The following is a 17,723-nucleotide window of genomic DNA, read 5'->3' on the forward strand; positions in this document are numbered from 1 at the left end:
TTCCTCCTGTTAGGAAAAATATAATCTTTAAAAAGTAACTTTTCTTTCATTCGTTACTTTATGTAACCTATCTTATTCCTGAAATATTTTTTCGTCAAGATATAAAACTCATAAAAAATCATTTCAATTTTCTTTTGTTCTTTAAACCCTATAGCCGCTTATCTTAGATAATTTATGGAAAAATAATGAAAATACTTTTTAGTTGAATTTAAAAAATAAAACTGTTTTAATGGATTTGATAGAATTGTATGAAAGCAAAAACGCACATAATGTCTACATATGTGTCAGTGAAAATATCAAAAGGTGGAAGTAATATGGAAGCTCAGCTAATGAAGACGTTTGAAGACTTATCTGTTTTTTACATAGAAAAATCGTAAAACCATTTAAGGGAGAAAGAAAGTTTGACCTCTTTCTTTTAAGCTGCACGCACGCCTTTAATGCGTAGCTACAGCAAGAAGTATAACCATCATATAGAGACTAAAAACAGCCAGTAAAACAAGAACGGTATAGACTAATTTTTTACCTGTTTTGCCTAAAAAGTAGACGTTTATTAAACTAAAATACACGCCTGCTGCGCATAAAACGAATGCAAGAAATTCCTTGCACTCACTGGGCTTCATTTGAAAATCTGGATTATAATAAATTCCGAGGTTGTTACTAATAGCGAACGGAACAGTCCACCATCTGATTAAAACCCCTATAAACATAAATATTCCGATTACATTTAGCGTAAATTGCAGCGTTCTCTCCTTTTTCACGCTTCTTTTTGCAGATTCTTTAAAGTTTACCCGCATGTATTTCCCCCCTGATGTTTTTAACACAGTAACTGTTTTGAGCAGATCTATATAAACGTTCCTTCTTCTAATTTTATACACGCTAGGCCTTACAGATGACATGATTGATATAAGAAAAGCTTCTTCCATTTATAAAGGAAGAAGCCTTAAATAATGAGACTATATTAATCAATGCTTTCGTTCACCTCAGTATTCTTTTCCATTACAGCTCTTACTACGATGACTTTCCCATTCTCTTCGCAGAATGCCCATTTTAATGCTGTCAAAATAGTTTCCGTTTACAATACGTGCTTCTCTAATTCACGCTTCTCTTAGCAACACTTTTTCTCCTATTAGTTTTATCATGAGAGGCATCACTCCTTGATTTATAATAACGACGCAGAGTAACTCACCCTGCCCCACATGTAAAACACCGAGAGTGAATGCTCCCGGTGCTTTTTCTTTTCCCTTTATTTATGATCCACGTTTTCCATAACTGCAAAGTAGTTACCTTCAATGTCTGAAAAATTAAAAACTTTTCCTGAAGGCATCGATACCATTTCTCCCACCGTTACGCCTTTAGCCGTTAAATCGCTGTATAGCTCATCCACATTCTCTGTAAAAAACAGAAGCGAAGGAGTTCCGACGTTTAATTCTGGCTGCATTTTTGCTATTAGCTGTTTGTTATGAAGGATAATGGTTGTTTCAGCACCCGCTACCGGCGCTAGCTCAATCCACTTCATGCCTTGTTCATTATTTTGTTCGGACATAACCTGAAATCCCATTTTTTCTGTCCAAAACTTTACCGCTTGATCTTGATCGTTTACATACACCATAATTTGACCGATTTTTTTAATCATTGCTTTCACTCCTTCGATATAGATGAAATAATTTCTTTTGCTACTGTATCTGCCGACTTGTCCTTTGTGTAAATTGTTTGCTTTGCCAGCAGCTCATTTGACGGATGCGTTACAAAATGTTTGTTAAGCTTAAAAACATCTTCATCATCCGTTATTTGCTGCAGTCTTTGATGTAATAGTTGTATGGACTCTTCTTTATCAGCACTGGGAAGCAATAAAAATAGAGACTGATAAGGTTTTAATATCTTTTCTACTTGCTGAAACAGTCCCATGTCTTCGTAGACCGAGTGACCGGCGCCAAAATCAATGACCGCATGCCTGTAATCTTCTAGTATTCTTTTAACGGCATAGGCTTCAAACGGCTTCCAATAGGCGTACATACCCTGAAACCCTTGTTTTTCTCGAATGTCCTGCTGTGTTTCTTTGCTGAAACCTATTTCCTCGTAGTAAGAAAATCGTACTTCGTCCATTGAGCACTGAGGAATACTTAGTTTTTGCGCTACTTTTTCACCAACCGTCGTTTTACCCGCGCATATAGGTCCAATGAGAATAATAGGGGGTTGCATAGGCTCTCTCCTTATTTCACTTCCAATACAAACGCGTACGATGCATCTCCATTAGATACATTTTTTTGACTTTCATCCATCCACCACACTGAATATGAGTAGTAGTACGTGCCTGCTTCAGAAGGTGCTTTCAGCTTATTTTTCTTCAGTGGTATTTCCATTTCATGGTTGTTTTGTATTTGTGCCATATGCTTTTCGTTGGGCTGTCGTTTATACTCGATAACAAGCGATAGCGATTCATTTGCTTTTACTTTAATAGGCTTTTCGTTTTTTAATAATTCCAAAGGGCCTGTTTTATCCACACACGTGTTTTTCCAGCAGTAAGTGCCAACTTTTGTGTCATAAAGATGGTTGCTTGCTTCAAGATACGCTTTTGGCGGAGATTCTTCAAGAACTCCACTGCTTGAACACCCAGAAAAGCTTGCTATAATAAGTCCAAACGCAGTCACTTTCCATGTTCTCATCCTTTCATCACCTTTTTACTATTTCTTCACGGTTCGTTTATTTCCTGTTTCTTATTTTCTCCTTTCCTAAATAGCATTGTCTTATGAGCTGAACTGCTTGAGACACCGCAGTTAACTTCCGTGCAAGACTTCGCTTTCCGCGGGCGGCCGCTGAGCCTCCTCGTCGCTTACGCTCCTGTGGGGTCTCATCTGTTCCGCTTTCCCCGCAGGAGTCTTCGTCTTTCCCTCCAATCAACTGCTAGAAGGAACAAAACAGATAAAACGATAGGCACTATCACAAAAAAAACGAACCGCTCATCAAACATGTTGATGAAGGGTTCGTTTTTCACTTCGTCTAACATACTTTTGTCCCAGCCTCTTTTTTAAACTTGCACGCTAGTTGATTCTGCTAATTTCCCATCTTCCATCCACACAACGCGGTCACATAAATCCAACATTCTTTGGTCATGGGTAACCATTACAGCTGATTTGCCCCTTAGCTTTACTTCATCTGCGAGCATTTGCACGACCGCTCTTCCTCGCTCTGAATCCAAGCTTGCCGTAGGCTCGTCTGCAAAGATAATTTCAGGGTTATTCATCCACGCTCTTGCAATCGCTACCCGCTGGCGCTCTCCGCCGGATAGACTTTCAGGATAGTGATGTTTTCGATGGGCAAGCCCGAGCTTTTCAAGCAAATCATCCGCTCTTTTTTTTGCTTCTTTGTTTCGGTTTCCTTCTAGTTCCGTGACAAGAAGCAGCTGATCGCGAACCGTTAAATACGGGATTAAATTAGCTGATTGAAAGATAAAGCCAATTTTTTTAAGACGAATGCTGTTCATTTGCGCTGAAGACATGTTATTAATCTCGTCTCCGTCAATAATCACGCGTCCACTAGACGGTGAAAGCAGCGCGCCAGCAATGGATAAAAAGGTACTTTTCCCAGAACCAGAAGGACCGACAATCGCCACAAGCTCTCCCTCTTTTACACGCAGCGATAGATCATTTAACACGTCTACAGCGTTTTCTCCGTCTCCAAACGACTTGCTAACACTCTCTAAAACTAATTTTTCTTCACTCATTAAACAGCCCTCCCAATCGCTTCAACCGCATCTACTTTTGCTACGCGATACAGCGATAATAATGAACTCAGTACAGAAACAGCTACAAACAGCGCTGAACACCCTGCGATTAGCGATACGTCTAAGTGAAACGGCATCGAATCCGGCAATAAGGCTGCTACTCCGTATGTCAATCCAATACTAATAGCAAGACTGCATAAAGTTAACACAACTACTTGAGATAAAATCGTTCGCGCTAAATAGCTTGTTTTTGCTCCTATCGCTTTTAACACGCCAAACTGATTCATTTTTTGAAGCGTCATCACGTAGAAGAAAACGGCTAGCACAAAAGCGCCAATGATAAACAAAAATGCGACCATCATTAAAAGCGAGCCTTGTTCTTCTTGATAACCTGGAATTCCTTTTAACGCTTCATCTTTACTAATCACGTCAATGTCAGACTCCTTTTTTTGAAGAGCATGTGCTTTTTTATCGTTCATGTTTAACACCACTGCATTAAACGCACCTGTGTTTTCAATTGTTTTCCACTCTTTAAGATTAATATGAATAACAGGCGCGTGACTAAACGACTGATTTTTTGTAAAACCAACAATTCTAAAGCTTTTTCCTGAAGCTGTATCTTTTATCGTATCACCTAGCTTTACTCCTTCTTCTTTTAGCGAAGAGTCCGCCACGGCTTCATGTTTCGCATCGTCCGTAATCATCTTCCCTTCTGTTACGTTCGGAGCTAAAAAGCCGCTTGTGCTTATGGCAAAAAATGAGGCGTCTATTTTTTTCGCTTTTCCATCATTTATAACGGCTGTCATCATCACACCAAGCGGCTCAGCTTTTTTCTTTCCGCTTAGTTGTTGAATATCTTCTGTTTTGTTTATGGATAAAACAGAGCGCGTCAGGCGCTGATCCGCTTCTTTTTGAAGCACAACGTAATTTCCTTTCATTTCTTGAACAGCTGAAGCATTGTCAGAGGAAAGCCCCTTTGCTAAGCCCGATACAAAAAGTACAAGCCATACAATTAACACCATAATCACGCCAATGAGTAAGTAGCGCAGCTTCGCATGTTTTAATTCACGTAAAGCCAAAAACATCTTTCTTTCATCTCCTTTTTTCATTCTATTTAAAGTATAAAAACAGAAAATGAATGGAAGATGAACGGCTCATTACATTTTCGGAAGATAGACGTGAAAAGTGCTGCCTTTTCCTTTTTCGCTTTCAACGTGAATGGAACCTCCGTGCATGTCGACGATTTGCTTCACAATCGCTAAACCAAGACCGCTGCTTCCTTCCGTCCGGCTTCTTGCTTTATCTTCCTTATAAAAACGATTAAAAATATGCGTTAGGCTTTCTTTTGACATGCCGATTCCCGTATCTTGAAACTCCACGTGGCAATACGTATCTTCCATACCAACGCGAAGAGACAGCGTTCCTCCTTCTTCCGTGAACTTTACGCTGTTAGTAATCAAATTTGTCCACACTTGATGAAGCAGTTTTTGATCGCCTGAAATCATCGTTGAAGGAAGATCCATTTCAATGGCTAATTCTTTTTCACGCCAGCTCCACTCCGTCATAAACAGCACTTGCTTGATTTGAGTTGCAACGTCAAACGTGCTTTTTTCGATATGCTCACTTTCTTTATCAAGTGAAGCAAGCGTAAGCAGCTGTTTGCTGAGGGACGACATGCGCCGGCTTTCTTCTTCAATAATAGACAGATACTCATTTCTTTGTTCATCTGAAAGGTCAGCAGAACGGAGCGTTTTCGAAAACCCTTGAATGGACGCCAGCGGAGACTGAATTTCATGTGACACGTTCGATACAAATTCCTGGCGCATCTCTTCAAGCTGCTCTAAACTTTTAGCCATTTCGGAAAAATGTGAAGCAAGCGCGCCGATTTCGTCTCGGCGCTTTACGTACAGCTCAACGTTGTATTTTCCTTTCGCCACTTGCTTTGTTGCTTCCGTTAGCTTGACGATTGGTTTTACTAAATAACGCGTGCTAATAAGTACAAACAAAATACTTAATACAATCATCAGCAGTAAAATGACCGAGAAAAAAATGCGCATTTCCCCGAACTGCAGCTGAATATCAGGGCGAATAAACAGCGCTTGCTGCTTGTTACCCTCTCCTTTTAACGGCACGCCGATGGTATTAGCTAACACATTATCAAAAAACCCCGTCACAAACACCTGTGAAGGAAAGTTTGCAATTCCGTGATACATTTTGCCTTCTAACACTTGTTTGACAGCACTCTTTTCTAAGCGCTGGTTTCTAAACTCTCGTCCGTAAAACGTCTCATGTCCAGTGCTGTCCACTACATATATTTGATAGCCAAGTTTACTAATATGCTGTAAATAAGACTGTTGATCTACGCCTCTATTGCTTTCGTAAAAGCTCGCAATGTCTTTTGCCATACGCGTAAGCTTTTGATCGTTATAAGGTTTTAAGCTGTACTGATAATAAACGTTCGCCACAATAAACGCGAGGAGACTGCTAAATACCATCACAGCAATGGTTGTCAGGACAATCCGCAAATAGAGCGTCTTCATTTTGCCGTCACCTCAAGCTTATAGCCGACGCCTCGAACCGTCGTAATGACAAAATCATCGGTATGTTCAAACCGCTCGCGCAGCCTTTTTACGTGTACATCGATTGTACGGTTATCTCCGTTAAAATCCGCTCCCCATATCAGATGAATTAATTCTTCTCTTGTGAAAATTCTTCCTGGATAGCTCGCGAGCTGAGCTAATAATTCAAATTCTTTCATTGGAAGAATGAACAGTCGTCCGCTGCAGTGCACTTCATAGCTTTTTCGGTCAATAGAGGTGCTGTTCAGCACGATCATCTTTTCATTTACCACTTCGTATCGGCGAAGCAGGGCTTTGATTCGGAAAATCAATTCTTTTGGTTCAAACGGCTTTGTCACATAATCATCCGTTCCTGCTAAAAAGCCTTTTTCTTTGTCTTCGAGCTGATCTTTTGCTGTTAATAAAATAATGGGAAAATCATAGTAGCTGCGTATTTCTTCGCAAACTTCATATCCATCTTTATGAGGCATCATAATATCGACAACCGCTAAATGAATGTGCTGCTTAGCAAGCAGACCCGAAGCTTCTTCCCCGTCTTTTGCTTCATGCACCATATAGCCTTCAAGCTGCAAATAGTGACGAACCAATTGCCGCATATGCTCATCGTCATCCGCCAGTAAAATGTGAATCATTTCTTCTGCCACTCCTTTTATCAACCATTCAAAATGGCGGCCTTTTGGCCGCCATCATTTATTCTTTCAGTATCTATCTGTTTACTAGTGTAACCAAACGTAGTAGTCCTATTGCGTTTTTATTAGGATAAGGACTTATTGTGAACAGCAGATGAACAGCTTGTTACAAAATCCATTCACCGCGCGCAATCATCTCTACTTTTCCGCCTACTTTAATGTGAAAAGCCTCTCCATCATAACTAGCTTTTACATACAGCAGTGAAGGTCTTCCTATTTCGTATCCTTGTTCTACACATATGTCAATAGCTTGCTGATTAAAATAACCGTATTTGACTAAATATGCTGCTAAACAGCCGTTGGCGCTGCCGGTTGCCGCATCTTCTGGAACGCCGTAATAATCAGCAAAATCTCGCACATTTACGTGATGATCTTGGTGATAGGTTTCCGGCGAAAAGACCATAATTGCTTTTGCTTCTGTGTTTTCTATCAGCTTGAAATATTTTTCTTTGTCTACATTTATCTCTTTAGCAGCTTCTAATGATGTTAAAGGGACAAGAATGACCGGCAGACCCGTGGATACTTCTTGAACGGGAAAACGCATATCGATATAAGTTTCATCAAGGTTTAACACGTCCGCCACCTGCTTTTTATCTAACACTTTCCCAAACGTCGGCTGACCTTGTGTCATCCACAGTACATCTTTTTGTTCATCGTATGTAACAGGCGTAGGACCTGCTTTATAATGAAGAGTAAGCTCCTCTGTATCTTTTTCTTCTAGTTCTTCTCGAATAACATAAGCGGTACCGAGCGTCGGATGGCCTGCAAATGGCACTTCTTCATTAGGTGTAAAAATCCGCACGTCATATTCTCCTTTTTGCGGAGAAGCCGACGTAATAAACGGCGTTTCAGAGAAATTAATTTCTTTAGCCATTTGCTGCATCTCTTTGTCTGAAAGGCTTCCGGCGTCTTTAAAAACGGCGAGCTGATTTCCCGTATATTTTCTCTGTGCAAATACATCAACAATGGAATACTGAATAGTTTTCATTCCTGTGTTCCTTTCTAACGCAAATTTTTATGTACAAAATGGGTCATTACTTTTTTCTTTAAAGCCTCATATTGCTCCTCATTCGTATCCATAAACGCTTCTTCCCTACTGGATAAAATGTCTGCGTAATGGAGAGGCTCACGAAATTGTTCTTGTGTAAAATCATAGCGCCGTTCGTTGAGCTGATTATAGAAATGCCAGCCTTCTTTACACGGCGTTTTTAAAATATCTCCTCCTTTGATATCTTGAACGACAAGCGCGGTCACTCCGCACTGTCCTTTGGCAGGATTGTCAGCCGTCCACTTCGTGCTTGAATGAATTGACCACGATTGATGCAGGGCTTTCTTTAAACGATTCACGTTGGGGCAGCTCCTTTTTCTTCAAATCTACCATATTCTTCTTTTTTATGAAAGTTCCCATTAAAAAATACACAGCGCAAATATTCTTACTTTAAAAATAATTTAAGGAAGAATAGAAAAATACTAGAAATAATGTATAATAATAGAGTCATTTTAGATGATAGATTATAACCAATGAAAGGTGTTTTAAAACGAATATTAAAGATGTAGTTCGCTACGGCGACGAAGCAATTACGCTTGAAACGTACAACGATCATCCAAAATGGACCTATATTAAAAAAGAAGGCCGTCATCACATTGTACAATTTACCGGCTACGATTATACAGAAAAAGAGCATGTGCGCATTGTGTTTAACGTTTATTTGGATAAACAAATTTACGAATGGGACAAAATTTACATCAACGGCAAAAAGTTAAACAAAAAAGATGCGGAAGACTATGAATACTGGATTGAAGACAGTTCAGCATATTAAAAAAGTCAGCAAAAAAAGAAAGGATGAGTGCGTACTCTCCTTTCTTTTTTGTTTTATCTTAAAGCGTCAAAGGCAGCTTCACCGTCACTACTGTCCCGTTCTCATCACTTTCAATCGCAAGCGTACCGTTATGCTCGTTGATGATCGTTTTACAAATAGAAAGCCCTAACCCCATGCCTGTTCCATCTTTTGTTGAGAAAAACGGATTTCCTACTTTATTAATAATGGATAGCGGAATGCCAGAACCGGTATCTTGAATATCAATAAGAGCCCAACCTTCCCATTCTTTGATAATAAGATTTATTTCGCCGCGTTTCTTTTTCTCCATTGCTTCAATGGCGTTTTTCAAAAGATTCATAAACACTTGTCTCATTTGAGCAGGATCGATTGATACAAGTGGAATGGCTCCTTCTATTCTTACATTCATTTCTACATTATACAGCGCAGCTTCACTTTTCAAGAAAGCAACGGTATCATGAATAACTTCTACAATCGATACGATTTCTTTTTTGGGCGCCGTTGGCTGCGTGACAAGCAAGAAGTTGTTAATAAGTTCATTCATACGATCCAGTTCATCAAGAACAATTTTTTGAAAAGGCTCTGCCTGCTCATTTTCATTAAATAAAAATTGAATAAAGCCGCGCACCGACTGCATCGGGTTTCGAATCTCATGCGCTAACCCTGCTGCTAGCTGCCCTACGAGTGCCAGCTTATCAAGCTGCAGAATTTTCTCTTCAATTTTCGGCAAAACAGCCGCTTGATTTTTATAAATAATATGAGACAAAATACCAGCCAGCCGGTTTAACCCTTGAATTTCACTTTCGCTAAACTGATAAGGATCCGGATCGACCGCACATAAGGTACCAAACATTCTCCCATCTTCTAGCACAATAGGTGTTCCTAAATAAGAACCTACCCGTGCACCATCAATGATGGCTAAATTAGACGTTCTAACATCGCGTTTTGTATTGGGAATAACAAGGGGTTCATCACACGTGACTAAGTTGCATACCGCAAGCTCTAACGGCAGCATCAGTCCATCCTCTACAAGGCTTCCCCCTTCTTTATTAAAGGCTTTCATAACTGAAAATTGTTCGTCGAAAACCCCTACAAACAGCGTCCTGCTTCCGACTACTTCGCTAGCCATCTGCAATACATCCCAAACCGCTTTTTCATTGATGTTCCTCTCTTCCATTACCTTAGTCACCTACTATTTAAATATAGACTGTTCTATTCTTTTATCCTCATTATAAATTTTAAATGTAAAAACGTATATCAAAATTTTAAGAACTCATTTATTTCTTCTATTTCATCATTAGGGTTAAGGATAGCCAAGACTTGATGATCTTCCCATACGCCATTAATATTTACATTTTTTCTAGCGATTCCTTCCCTATGAAACCCTGCTTTTTCGAGTACGCGCTGAGATGGCACATTACGTGGCATGACGCCCGCTTCAATACGGTGAAGATGCAGCTCTTCAAACGCATAGTCAACAAGTGCTTTTACGGCTTCTGTTGCGTACCCTTTTCCATTATGATGCTGATCTAGAAAATAGCCGATAAACGCGCTTTGTAAAGATCCGCGCATCACTTGAAAAAGACTGATAGTGCCAATTAACCTCTTAGTCTCTTTTTGAAAAAGACCAAAATAGTATTCTTGATCGTTTTTCCTATTCTCTTCGTGAAGCTGAATTTTTTCTACTTGGCTCTCTAACGTATAAAAAGAATGCTCTCGAATCATAGAAAACTGCTTAAAAAAGTCGCGATTGTCCTTTTGCAATCGGAGGCTGTCGTGCGCATCGCTGGCAATCAACGGGCGCAAATAAATAGTATGACTTTCGATCATGTTATGTCTCTCCCTCTTTTACTTCTCACAGAAAGTTGTGTAAAAAGAATGCTTCGTTAATATTTTCCATTTTCTCACATAGTAAGCGTTTCTTACTGTAATGTAAAGAACAAATCGCGCGGTTCTAATCTCTTTTTTGATTCTTTTGCTATGTGAAAGTGAAAAAATTACGCAAAAACCACCTGGAAAAATAACCAGGTGGTTTTATATATGAGATGGGGTGTACGTTCTGATTCACTGTGGATGGATATAATGCCTTACGTTTCAAAACAGACTTCCTTATAGAAAAGAATGATATAAAAAATACTTCTTCTGAGATTTTTCTTTTATTTATATTTAACAGCCGCAGCCAAAGCCATAACCGCCGTAACCGCCGTAACCGCCGTAGCCGCCATACGGATAACCACCGTAACCGTATCCGTAACCGCCATAGCCATATGGTGATAACAGTGAGCCTGCTACTAGCCCACCTGCTAATCCTCCTAAAAATGGACCTCCAAAGCCATAGCCGAATGGTCTGCCAAAACCATAACCAAACGGGCGTCCAAAACCGAACGGTCTGCCAAAGCCATAACCAAACGGGCGTCCGAAACCAAACGGTCTGCCAATAAACCTTTCATCTTCGTGTTGAAGTTGATGATGATCTTGAGCATACATAGTAGGTAAAAAATGCATTTCTGAATTCATGAGAGAAACCTCCGTTTTTTTGTTTTTTGCTTTCACCCAAGAATATGCATTTACCTATTCGCTGTCTTGGGCAAATATCTTGGTTATGCTGAAAATAAGGGAAAAGAATTACGAAAAAAAGCAAATGACTAGGTTTATATGAAAATGAGCTTGATTTCTCTTTAGTACCTAATACATACAAAAAGAAGCGGACCCTGACTTAGAATGTTATAAGGAACGTACTAACGTGTTTATTTCATCGTAAAAAACAAGAAGCCGAAGAAAAAATTCTTCGGCTTCTCCTTCATTATTATGTACGCAGGCTAAGGAGGAAGTGGTATTAGCCTGCTTCGTTATAACATGGGGGCTCATATATGAGATCTTGGGATGATTCATCCTATGTAGAAAGTGCAAAAAAGTACCGTGTCCATCTTATTTTCTTATCTTTTTTTATTTTCATTGAAATCGTTGGATATTTTTGGAGCACTTTTGCATTTCAGGCATATGTTAAAAATGTACTCAGAACTTGGAGGTGAACTATATGGGCTTCTATGGTGGCTGTGGTTATGGCGGTTACGGTTACGGCGGTGGCGGCTGCGGATTTGGCAGTGGCTTTGCTTTAATCATCGTATTATTCATTTTATTAATCATCATCGGCTGTGCTTGCTGGGGAGGATTTGGCGGTTGCTAATCATTAGAAATAATGATGAACAGCTTCATTTTCACTAATTTTTTTACCAAAAGCTAGCTTTCCACTTTATTATGAAAAAGCAGTGTCCACATAATGGGCACTGTTTTTAAGTGTGCTCATAATGAGACTCACCACTGAGAAAAAACAACATGCTTTTTAATTTACCGTTCCTTGTTTACGCCTTCTCATTACCTTATTTTTCTTGTTCATACTTCCCTTTCTTCTACATATTAATAGATAAAAAGATTAATTAAAAAGAGAGCCACTCTGCAACTCTCTTCCCGCTTTATGTAAAAAATTATACAAACGATTTTTTCAAGACGACCCGCTGATCATTTACAGTATAGCCGTTTCTTTCATAAAAAGCCTGTGCAGCTCCTCCAGTCGCCGTCAAGAGATACAAGCTGTTGATATCGCGTCTTTGAAGTTCGTTCTCAAACCGGCTTAAGATAGCTGAACCATATCCTTTTCCCTGCACGCTTGCGCTGACGCAAAGCTCGGCCACGTAAAAGGTCATACCGCTGTATGATTTTTTCGCGTGACCTGCAATCATTCCAATCAACTCTCCTTGGTCATAAAATAAATAGCCTATAAATTTAGGCGTGTTCAGTAGATCAGTCAGCCTTTCTTTAGCTGATTCTTCCGTCCATGGTTCATTCCAAGGCTTTTTTGTAAATACATTCAGATACAAGTCAATGCACTGCTGCATATTCTCTGCAGTGAAAGGTACTACTTTTTCGATCATTTTTACGCTTCCTTTTTTGTTTAGTTTGAAGGCTTATTAACAATTCGCTCGTACATTTCCGGCAGGTGCTTGATTTTATAATCAATCGTCTCAAGCTTGTGATGAATTTCTTCAATTTCTTTTAGCACTGCTTTTTTGTGATCCATCAGCATTTGAAGACTTTTATCAAGCACGGCATTCTCAAGCGTACAGTTTTCAATAAGCGTTCGAATATCCTTGATTTGCATACCCGTGCTTTTTAAACAGCAAATTAAATCAATCCATTCAATATCTTGTTCTTTAAAAATACGATTTCCTGACGCTGTACGATCTAAAAATGGAAAAAGCCCTTCTTTATCATAATAGCGAATGGTATAAATTGTCACGTTCAATTTCTTCGCAACTTGTGAAATGGTATACGTCATACTGCTTCCTCCTACAATTAAACTTCTCAGAAAAACATGATGAGTTTGTCTTGACCTCCAGTTATCTCGAGGATTTATTCTTTTAGAGTCTTCTTTATTGCGCTCTTTATGCTGCAGGTTTTTTGTACAAGCAGCAACATACATTCAAATCAGAAAGGATGATACGATGAATACTGCTCACATGATGCTTACCATTGTAATCGGCGGTTTTATTGCCTTTTTATTAGGTTTTGGCGTCACAAAAATAATTGAGCTGCTGCTAAATCTTTTTCTAGCTTAACCAGTAGTTCTTAACGTAAAACGCAGGTAACTCCGTTCCATGTTCGAACGGAGTTACCTGTTTTATTTTAGAGACTAAAGCGCTTAAGGCACCATGTTGCCAGCGGCTTTATAAATATCGTACCATTCTTGGCGTGTTAACTTGATTTCTGAACCTTTGCTTGCATCTTTCATACGCTGAATATTTGTCGTACCAAGTACTACTTGAATATTTGCAGGATGCGTTGTAATCCACGCAACGGCAATCGCTGTATTCGTCACGCTATATTTATTTGCGATGCGATCAATTACTTCGTTTAGCTTTCCAAATTTCTCTTTATCACCTAGGAAAGGACCTTCAAAAAATCCGTTTTGGAACGGCGACCATGCTTGAAGCGTGATATCGTTTAAACGGCAATATTCAAGCACGCTGCTGTCGCGGTTGACAGCTTGATCAATTCCCATGTTTAACGAAATACCAGAATCAATGATTGGCGTATGTGCGATGCTGAACTGCACTTGGTTTACGACAAGCTTTTGGTTAATATATTTTTCAAGCAGCTGAATTTGCGCTGGGTTGTGATTCGATACACCAAAGTGACGTACCTTTCCGCTGCTTTGAAGCTCATTAAATGCTTCTGCTACTTCTTCAGGGTCCATTAGTGGATCTGGACGATGCAGTAATAAAAGATCTAAGTAATCTGTTTTTAAACGCTCTAAGCTGCCGTTAACAGAGTCTATGATATGCTTCTTTGAAAAGTCATAGTAATTTTCCGCTGCGTTAATGCCGCATTTGCTTTGAATCACCATTTTTTCACGAAGACTTGGGTTCATTTGTATAGCGTTTGCAAAATATTCTTCGCATTGTCCTACATAATCAGGACCGTAAATATCAGCATGATCAAAAAAGTTAATTTCTTCTTCCATCGCTGTGCGGATTAGCTTCTCTGCTTCTTGTAAAGAAAGCTCTGTTAAACGCATGTTTCCCATAATTAAATTTGATACGTGTAAGTCAGTATTAGCAATTGTATGATACTTCATGTAAAGCCCCTCCTTGAAATAATACTACTACAAGATAAACCATAGAGTTAACTCTAGGTCAAGCAGAAAGAATAAAAAATTTTGCAAGCAGCGGCGGTAAAACACCCTATCTTTTTTGGTAAAAAGATGAAATACTAGGTTGTGGTGTGATAAAAGTCACTGCCGCTTTGCATTTGATTTAGTAGTATATGTTACGTTCTTTTCTTCCTTTTTATCAAAGCTTATTTCATAGCAATACATTAATTTATCAGGCAAAGGAGTTTATCACCATGGAGAAAACGAAAACAAAACAATTTGAAATACATTATTCCGTTCTAAAAGATGAAGCCAAAATCAAAGGAACTTTTTTAGTAGAAGCTGCTAAAAACCGAGACGACGCATCAAGACTTGCTAAATTAAATGTCTCTACAAAAGAAAGAGTGTTTATTCAATATGTAAAGATTTTAAAAGTCAAACGAGTGTCCACAGATTCGGTGGCAAAGTGACATTGGTTTGCTTCTTCTTTTAGCAAGCCTCCATTTATGCTGAAAGTGTCGTCTCAGAAGATGCTTGTTTCGTTCGTGTGAGTAGTAGAACTAATCCAATAATACAAGCTGTGCCAATCCATTGATAAAAACCAAAAGGCTCTTTCAGCCAAACAACGGTTGTAATAACAGCGGCTAAAGGTTCTAAACTTCCGAGCAAACTCGTTTCTTTAGGTAAAAGACTTTGCAGGCTTTCTACATAAAACCAAAAGGCAAGCATCGTGCCAAAAATAATGACAAATAAAATATATCCCCAGGTTATTGGTGATAAGCTTGACGCTTCCCAAGGCGGATGAATAAAGCTCATTACGCTTCCCCCGATTGCCATTGCCCAGCCAACGATAACAAGCGAACTGCACTTTTAAATCAGCGGCACGGCATACAGCGTATAAAATGCTTCTACACCTGACAACACTCCTCAAACAGCGGCAGATACAGAAACAGACAGTGAAGAAACAGAGCCGTTTGTTAGTAAAAAGAAGCTGCACATCTCATCACTAAAAAACGGCGGGGCACTCACCCCGCCGTTTTTTATGAACTCTTTTTACTCGTTGATTTTGCATCAGAAATCTTCCCTAAGAAGAATCCGTCTACTTCTGCTATTTTCCCTCTCCAAAAGATCTTGCCTTTTGAAGGAGTGGATTTACTGTCTCCGCAGTAAATCTTTGTATTTTTCAAATGAATAAAATGGGCTTCTGCTTCTCCGTTTGATTCGCTCGCTTCGCTTGCTAAAGAGAATTGTTCGCTTAGCGCCTGAGCCACTTCGCTGCCTTCTTCAAACGTTTCGCTTAAGTAATCAAAGTATTCTTTTGCTGAAATCATGGTACCGGAAATCACAGCGCCGTTTACATTTAATGAAATATCAAGTGAAAAGCCGTGTTTATTAGAAGCTTTCACAAAGTATTCAAGCGTATTGTCTTTAGTTGAAAAAGAAGGGCCTGTACTCATGTCTTTCTTTCCTCCTTTACGTCTTAGGCTGTTGTATCGTCTTCACTAGAAAGAGATGTTGCGTCATCATCTTCTTCATCCGTGTTTTTCTTTGCTTTTGTATTTTTTGATTTTTTAGCTGTTGACTTTTTTGGTTTCGCTTCCTTTTTTTCTTCTTCACTTTCCTCTTCTTCGTCTTCTTCTTCTGTTTTTACTTTTTTATTTTTTTTGTTTGAACGAGAATCTTCCTCTTCTTCCTCGCTGTCTTCGTCACTTTCACTTTCTTCTTCCTCTTCTTGCTCCTCTTCTTTTTTGTTCTTTTTACGAGGCTTAGATGTTTCTTCTTCGTTTTCATCGTCCTGCTCGTTTTCTTCGTTCTCATCGTTCTCTTCTTCGTCAGAATCTGTATCTTCTGTTTCTTCATTTTGATTTTTATTGAGGCTAAGCTCAACAAGCATGTTCATTTTTTCTTCAAGCTGTGATAAACGGTCTTGAAGCGTTTGATTTTCTTCTTTTAACTCATCGTACTCTTGAACGTTATCGTCTTCTGTTTCGCTACTAGAAGAATTTACGTTTTCTTCATCATCTTTTGATTTATCTTTTTTAAACAAGCTTCCCGCAGATGTTTTCAGGCTGGCCACGCTGCTTTTTGATTTTTCTTTTACCTTTGTTCCTAAATCAGATGCTTTGCTTTTTAATTCGTCTGTATCAATGCGGTCAAGGAGACTTTTTCGATTTTCAGGAGTCGATACATATCCAATCGTTGCACCGATGATACCTCCTGCTACCGCTCGTTTGATTGGCCCGCTGCTTGTTGTTTTGCTTGCTTTTGAATCGTTCTTTTCTTTTGAACCGTTTTCCGTATTTTTGTTTTCCTTGTTTTCTGCCTGTGTGTTATCTAATTTTGTTTCAGTTGCCATTGTAAATCCCTCCATTTTTTAAGTAGCGTACAGTTTTTAACGTTCTGTTTCTATTTTTTCTTCAAGCGTTTTTAACCGCTCATGCAGCATTTTATTTTCTTCTTCGAGCGCTTTATTATTGGCTCCTTTTGAACTGAGATAGGGATCATTTTCCCACCAGTCCATGCCGATTTCTTTTGCTTTATCAACCGAAGCCACAATCAAGCGGATCTTTATCGTTAATAGCTCGACATCTGCAATTCCTACGGTGATGTCCCCCGCTATGACGACTCCTTTATCCAAAATCTTTTCGAGCACATCTACAATCGTACTTGACTGCATATTATGTTCGACTGCCATACTGTTCCTCCCACTGACCGCTTAAAGCAGGCTGCCTAGCGGTCCAAGATCAATATTTAAATCTTCTGCGTCCAGACCGAACACCTCTTTCAACTCGTCCATTTTTTCTTCCAAGTTCATTAGTGCAATTCCTAAGTTTTCAATTTGTTCGTCCGTCAACGTTCCACCCTCCACCCGCCTCATGGCATGACGTTCAACGATTTGCCTCAATAGCTCAATAACTGTCATCACAAGCTGCGCTAAGCCTTGTTCAGCTTTATCAGGATCCAAGTGGATTCGTCCATTTGCTTGGCTGACCGGTTGCATCCAGTAATTCCTCCTTTTGTTTATCAAATTGTTCAGAAGTGATGGGTTTGCGATTTCCTTCTTTTGCTTGCACAAGCGTTTCAACCGAAGAAATTAGCACCCGCAAATCCAAATACACTAAATCGACGCCGGCTATGGAAATGATTAAGTCTCCTTTAATGGCGACTCCTTTATCTAAAATGACATCTAAAATATCAATAAGAGCAATATCTTTATTCTCCATGGATTGTTTAAGAGACATAATG

24 protein-coding genes and 2 pseudogenes are annotated in these 17,723 nt (G+C 39.3%); 3 read left to right on the plus strand and 23 right to left on the minus strand.

The window, feature by feature from the left end; all coding sequences use genetic code 11:
• Positions 1-434: 434 nt before the first annotated feature.
• From ACMX9J_RS07305 to ACMX9J_RS07355, 11 genes are all read right to left on the minus strand, one after another.
• Positions 435-794, minus strand: a complete 360-nt coding sequence (locus tag ACMX9J_RS07305; RefSeq protein ID WP_416225572.1) for a hypothetical protein — start codon at positions 792-794, stop codon at positions 435-437.
• Between the two features lie 449 nt (positions 795-1,243).
• Positions 1,244-1,633: a VOC family protein gene (locus ACMX9J_RS07310; protein ID WP_416225573.1), complete on the minus strand. Its 390-nt coding sequence runs from the start codon at positions 1,631-1,633 to the stop codon at positions 1,244-1,246.
• A gap of 5 nt (positions 1,634-1,638) precedes the next feature.
• The gene (locus ACMX9J_RS07315; protein ID WP_416225574.1) at positions 1,639-2,199 is read right to left on the minus strand and encodes a shikimate kinase; all 561 of its coding nucleotides are present in this window, start codon (positions 2,197-2,199) and stop codon (positions 1,639-1,641) included.
• 11 nt (positions 2,200-2,210) lie between these two features.
• Positions 2,211-2,663 (minus strand): hypothetical protein, encoded by a 453-nt coding sequence (locus tag ACMX9J_RS07320; protein ID WP_033580493.1) that lies wholly within the window; start codon positions 2,661-2,663, stop codon positions 2,211-2,213.
• 37 nt (positions 2,664-2,700) lie between these two features.
• On the minus strand, positions 2,701-2,898 hold the full coding sequence (locus tag ACMX9J_RS07325) for a hypothetical protein (RefSeq protein ID WP_416225575.1): 198 nt from the start codon (positions 2,896-2,898) through the stop codon (positions 2,701-2,703).
• A 127-nt stretch (positions 2,899-3,025) separates the two neighbouring features.
• Positions 3,026-3,721, minus strand: a complete 696-nt coding sequence (locus ACMX9J_RS07330; protein WP_416225576.1) for an ABC transporter ATP-binding protein — start codon at positions 3,719-3,721, stop codon at positions 3,026-3,028.
• A complete protein-coding gene (locus ACMX9J_RS07335) occupies positions 3,721-4,806 on the minus strand; it encodes an ABC transporter permease (protein ID WP_416225577.1) in 1,086 nt (361 codons plus the stop codon). The genes ACMX9J_RS07330 and ACMX9J_RS07335 overlap by 1 nt, the downstream gene beginning before the upstream one ends.
• Positions 4,807-4,878: 72 nt before the next feature.
• Positions 4,879-6,261 (minus strand): sensor histidine kinase, encoded by a 1,383-nt coding sequence (locus ACMX9J_RS07340; RefSeq protein ID WP_416225578.1) that lies wholly within the window; start codon positions 6,259-6,261, stop codon positions 4,879-4,881.
• A complete protein-coding gene (locus ACMX9J_RS07345; RefSeq protein ID WP_028414515.1) occupies positions 6,258-6,932 on the minus strand; it encodes a response regulator transcription factor in 675 nt (224 codons plus the stop codon). The genes ACMX9J_RS07340 and ACMX9J_RS07345 overlap by 4 nt, the downstream gene beginning before the upstream one ends.
• Before the next feature lie 163 nt (positions 6,933-7,095).
• Positions 7,096-7,977, minus strand: coding sequence for a PhzF family phenazine biosynthesis protein (locus ACMX9J_RS07350; protein WP_416225579.1), 882 nt, complete (start codon positions 7,975-7,977; stop codon positions 7,096-7,098).
• A 14-nt stretch (positions 7,978-7,991) separates the two neighbouring features.
• The gene (locus ACMX9J_RS07355) at positions 7,992-8,336 is read right to left on the minus strand and encodes a hypothetical protein (RefSeq protein ID WP_063247383.1); all 345 of its coding nucleotides are present in this window, start codon (positions 8,334-8,336) and stop codon (positions 7,992-7,994) included.
• Positions 8,337-8,524: 188 nt separating this feature from the next.
• On the opposite strand from ACMX9J_RS07355, the pseudogene ACMX9J_RS07360 reads away from it, so the two are divergent.
• Positions 8,525-8,809 (plus strand): annotated as a pseudogene (locus ACMX9J_RS07360) (hypothetical protein); the annotation flags it as partial.
• Between the two features lie 58 nt (positions 8,810-8,867).
• Here the strand turns inward: ACMX9J_RS07360 and ACMX9J_RS07365 are convergent.
• From ACMX9J_RS07365 to ACMX9J_RS07375, 3 genes are all read right to left on the minus strand, one after another.
• On the minus strand, positions 8,868-10,004 hold the full coding sequence (locus tag ACMX9J_RS07365; protein WP_176343778.1) for a sensor histidine kinase: 1,137 nt from the start codon (positions 10,002-10,004) through the stop codon (positions 8,868-8,870).
• Between the two features lie 80 nt (positions 10,005-10,084).
• Complete coding sequence (locus ACMX9J_RS07370; protein WP_033580485.1) at positions 10,085-10,657, minus strand: GNAT family N-acetyltransferase; 573 nt, start codon at positions 10,655-10,657, stop codon at positions 10,085-10,087.
• 336 nt (positions 10,658-10,993) lie between these two features.
• On the minus strand, positions 10,994-11,344 hold the full coding sequence (locus ACMX9J_RS07375; RefSeq protein ID WP_416225580.1) for a hypothetical protein: 351 nt from the start codon (positions 11,342-11,344) through the stop codon (positions 10,994-10,996).
• A 520-nt stretch (positions 11,345-11,864) separates the two neighbouring features.
• Here ACMX9J_RS07375 and yjcZ point away from each other — a divergent pair.
• On the plus strand, positions 11,865-12,014 hold the full coding sequence (gene yjcZ / locus ACMX9J_RS07380; RefSeq protein WP_014459214.1) for a sporulation protein YjcZ: 150 nt from the start codon (positions 11,865-11,867) through the stop codon (positions 12,012-12,014).
• Positions 12,015-12,312: 298 nt separating this feature from the next.
• On the opposite strand, the gene ACMX9J_RS07385 is transcribed toward yjcZ, so the two are convergent.
• The 3 genes from ACMX9J_RS07385 to ACMX9J_RS07395 form a co-directional block, all read right to left on the minus strand.
• Positions 12,313-12,759, minus strand: a complete 447-nt coding sequence (locus ACMX9J_RS07385; protein WP_328141311.1) for a GNAT family N-acetyltransferase — start codon at positions 12,757-12,759, stop codon at positions 12,313-12,315.
• Positions 12,760-12,779: 20 nt separating this feature from the next.
• Complete coding sequence (locus tag ACMX9J_RS07390) at positions 12,780-13,163, minus strand: MerR family transcriptional regulator (protein WP_014459212.1); 384 nt, start codon at positions 13,161-13,163, stop codon at positions 12,780-12,782.
• Positions 13,164-13,526: 363 nt separating this feature from the next.
• The gene (locus ACMX9J_RS07395) at positions 13,527-14,462 is read right to left on the minus strand and encodes an aldo/keto reductase (RefSeq protein WP_098627560.1); all 936 of its coding nucleotides are present in this window, start codon (positions 14,460-14,462) and stop codon (positions 13,527-13,529) included.
• Between the two features lie 269 nt (positions 14,463-14,731).
• On the opposite strand from ACMX9J_RS07395, the gene ACMX9J_RS07400 reads away from it, so the two are divergent.
• Positions 14,732-14,947 carry a hypothetical protein gene (locus ACMX9J_RS07400; RefSeq protein ID WP_154990220.1) on the plus strand — a complete coding sequence of 72 codons (216 nt, stop codon included), beginning with the start codon at positions 14,732-14,734 and terminating at the stop codon, positions 14,945-14,947.
• Positions 14,948-14,981: 34 nt separating this feature from the next.
• Here ACMX9J_RS07400 and ACMX9J_RS07405 read toward each other — a convergent pair.
• The 6 genes and pseudogenes from ACMX9J_RS07405 to ACMX9J_RS07430 all read right to left on the minus strand — a co-directional run.
• Positions 14,982-15,467 (minus strand): annotated as a pseudogene (locus ACMX9J_RS07405) (DMT family transporter); the annotation flags it as partial.
• Between the two features lie 50 nt (positions 15,468-15,517).
• On the minus strand, positions 15,518-15,934 hold the full coding sequence (gene gvpU / locus ACMX9J_RS07410; RefSeq protein ID WP_013057987.1) for a gas vesicle accessory protein GvpU: 417 nt from the start codon (positions 15,932-15,934) through the stop codon (positions 15,518-15,520).
• A gap of 23 nt (positions 15,935-15,957) precedes the next feature.
• Positions 15,958-16,833, minus strand: a complete 876-nt coding sequence (gvpT, locus tag ACMX9J_RS07415) for a YtxH domain-containing protein (RefSeq protein ID WP_221817596.1) — start codon at positions 16,831-16,833, stop codon at positions 15,958-15,960.
• A 36-nt stretch (positions 16,834-16,869) separates the two neighbouring features.
• The gene (gene gvpJ, locus ACMX9J_RS07420) at positions 16,870-17,172 is read right to left on the minus strand and encodes a gas vesicle protein (RefSeq protein WP_102813804.1); all 303 of its coding nucleotides are present in this window, start codon (positions 17,170-17,172) and stop codon (positions 16,870-16,872) included.
• A 21-nt stretch (positions 17,173-17,193) separates the two neighbouring features.
• Positions 17,194-17,478: a gas vesicle protein K gene (locus ACMX9J_RS07425; RefSeq protein WP_028414529.1), complete on the minus strand. Its 285-nt coding sequence runs from the start codon at positions 17,476-17,478 to the stop codon at positions 17,194-17,196.
• On the minus strand, positions 17,432-17,719 hold the full coding sequence (locus tag ACMX9J_RS07430; protein WP_033580320.1) for a gas vesicle protein: 288 nt from the start codon (positions 17,717-17,719) through the stop codon (positions 17,432-17,434). Before ACMX9J_RS07430 ends, ACMX9J_RS07425 begins: the two co-directional genes overlap by 47 nt.
• Positions 17,720-17,723 lie beyond the last annotated feature (4 nt).

The organism is Priestia sp. RMT2NF4 (genome assembly GCF_047872835.1).
Classification (GTDB): domain Bacteria; phylum Bacillota; class Bacilli; order Bacillales; family Bacillaceae_H; genus Priestia; species Priestia zanthoxyli.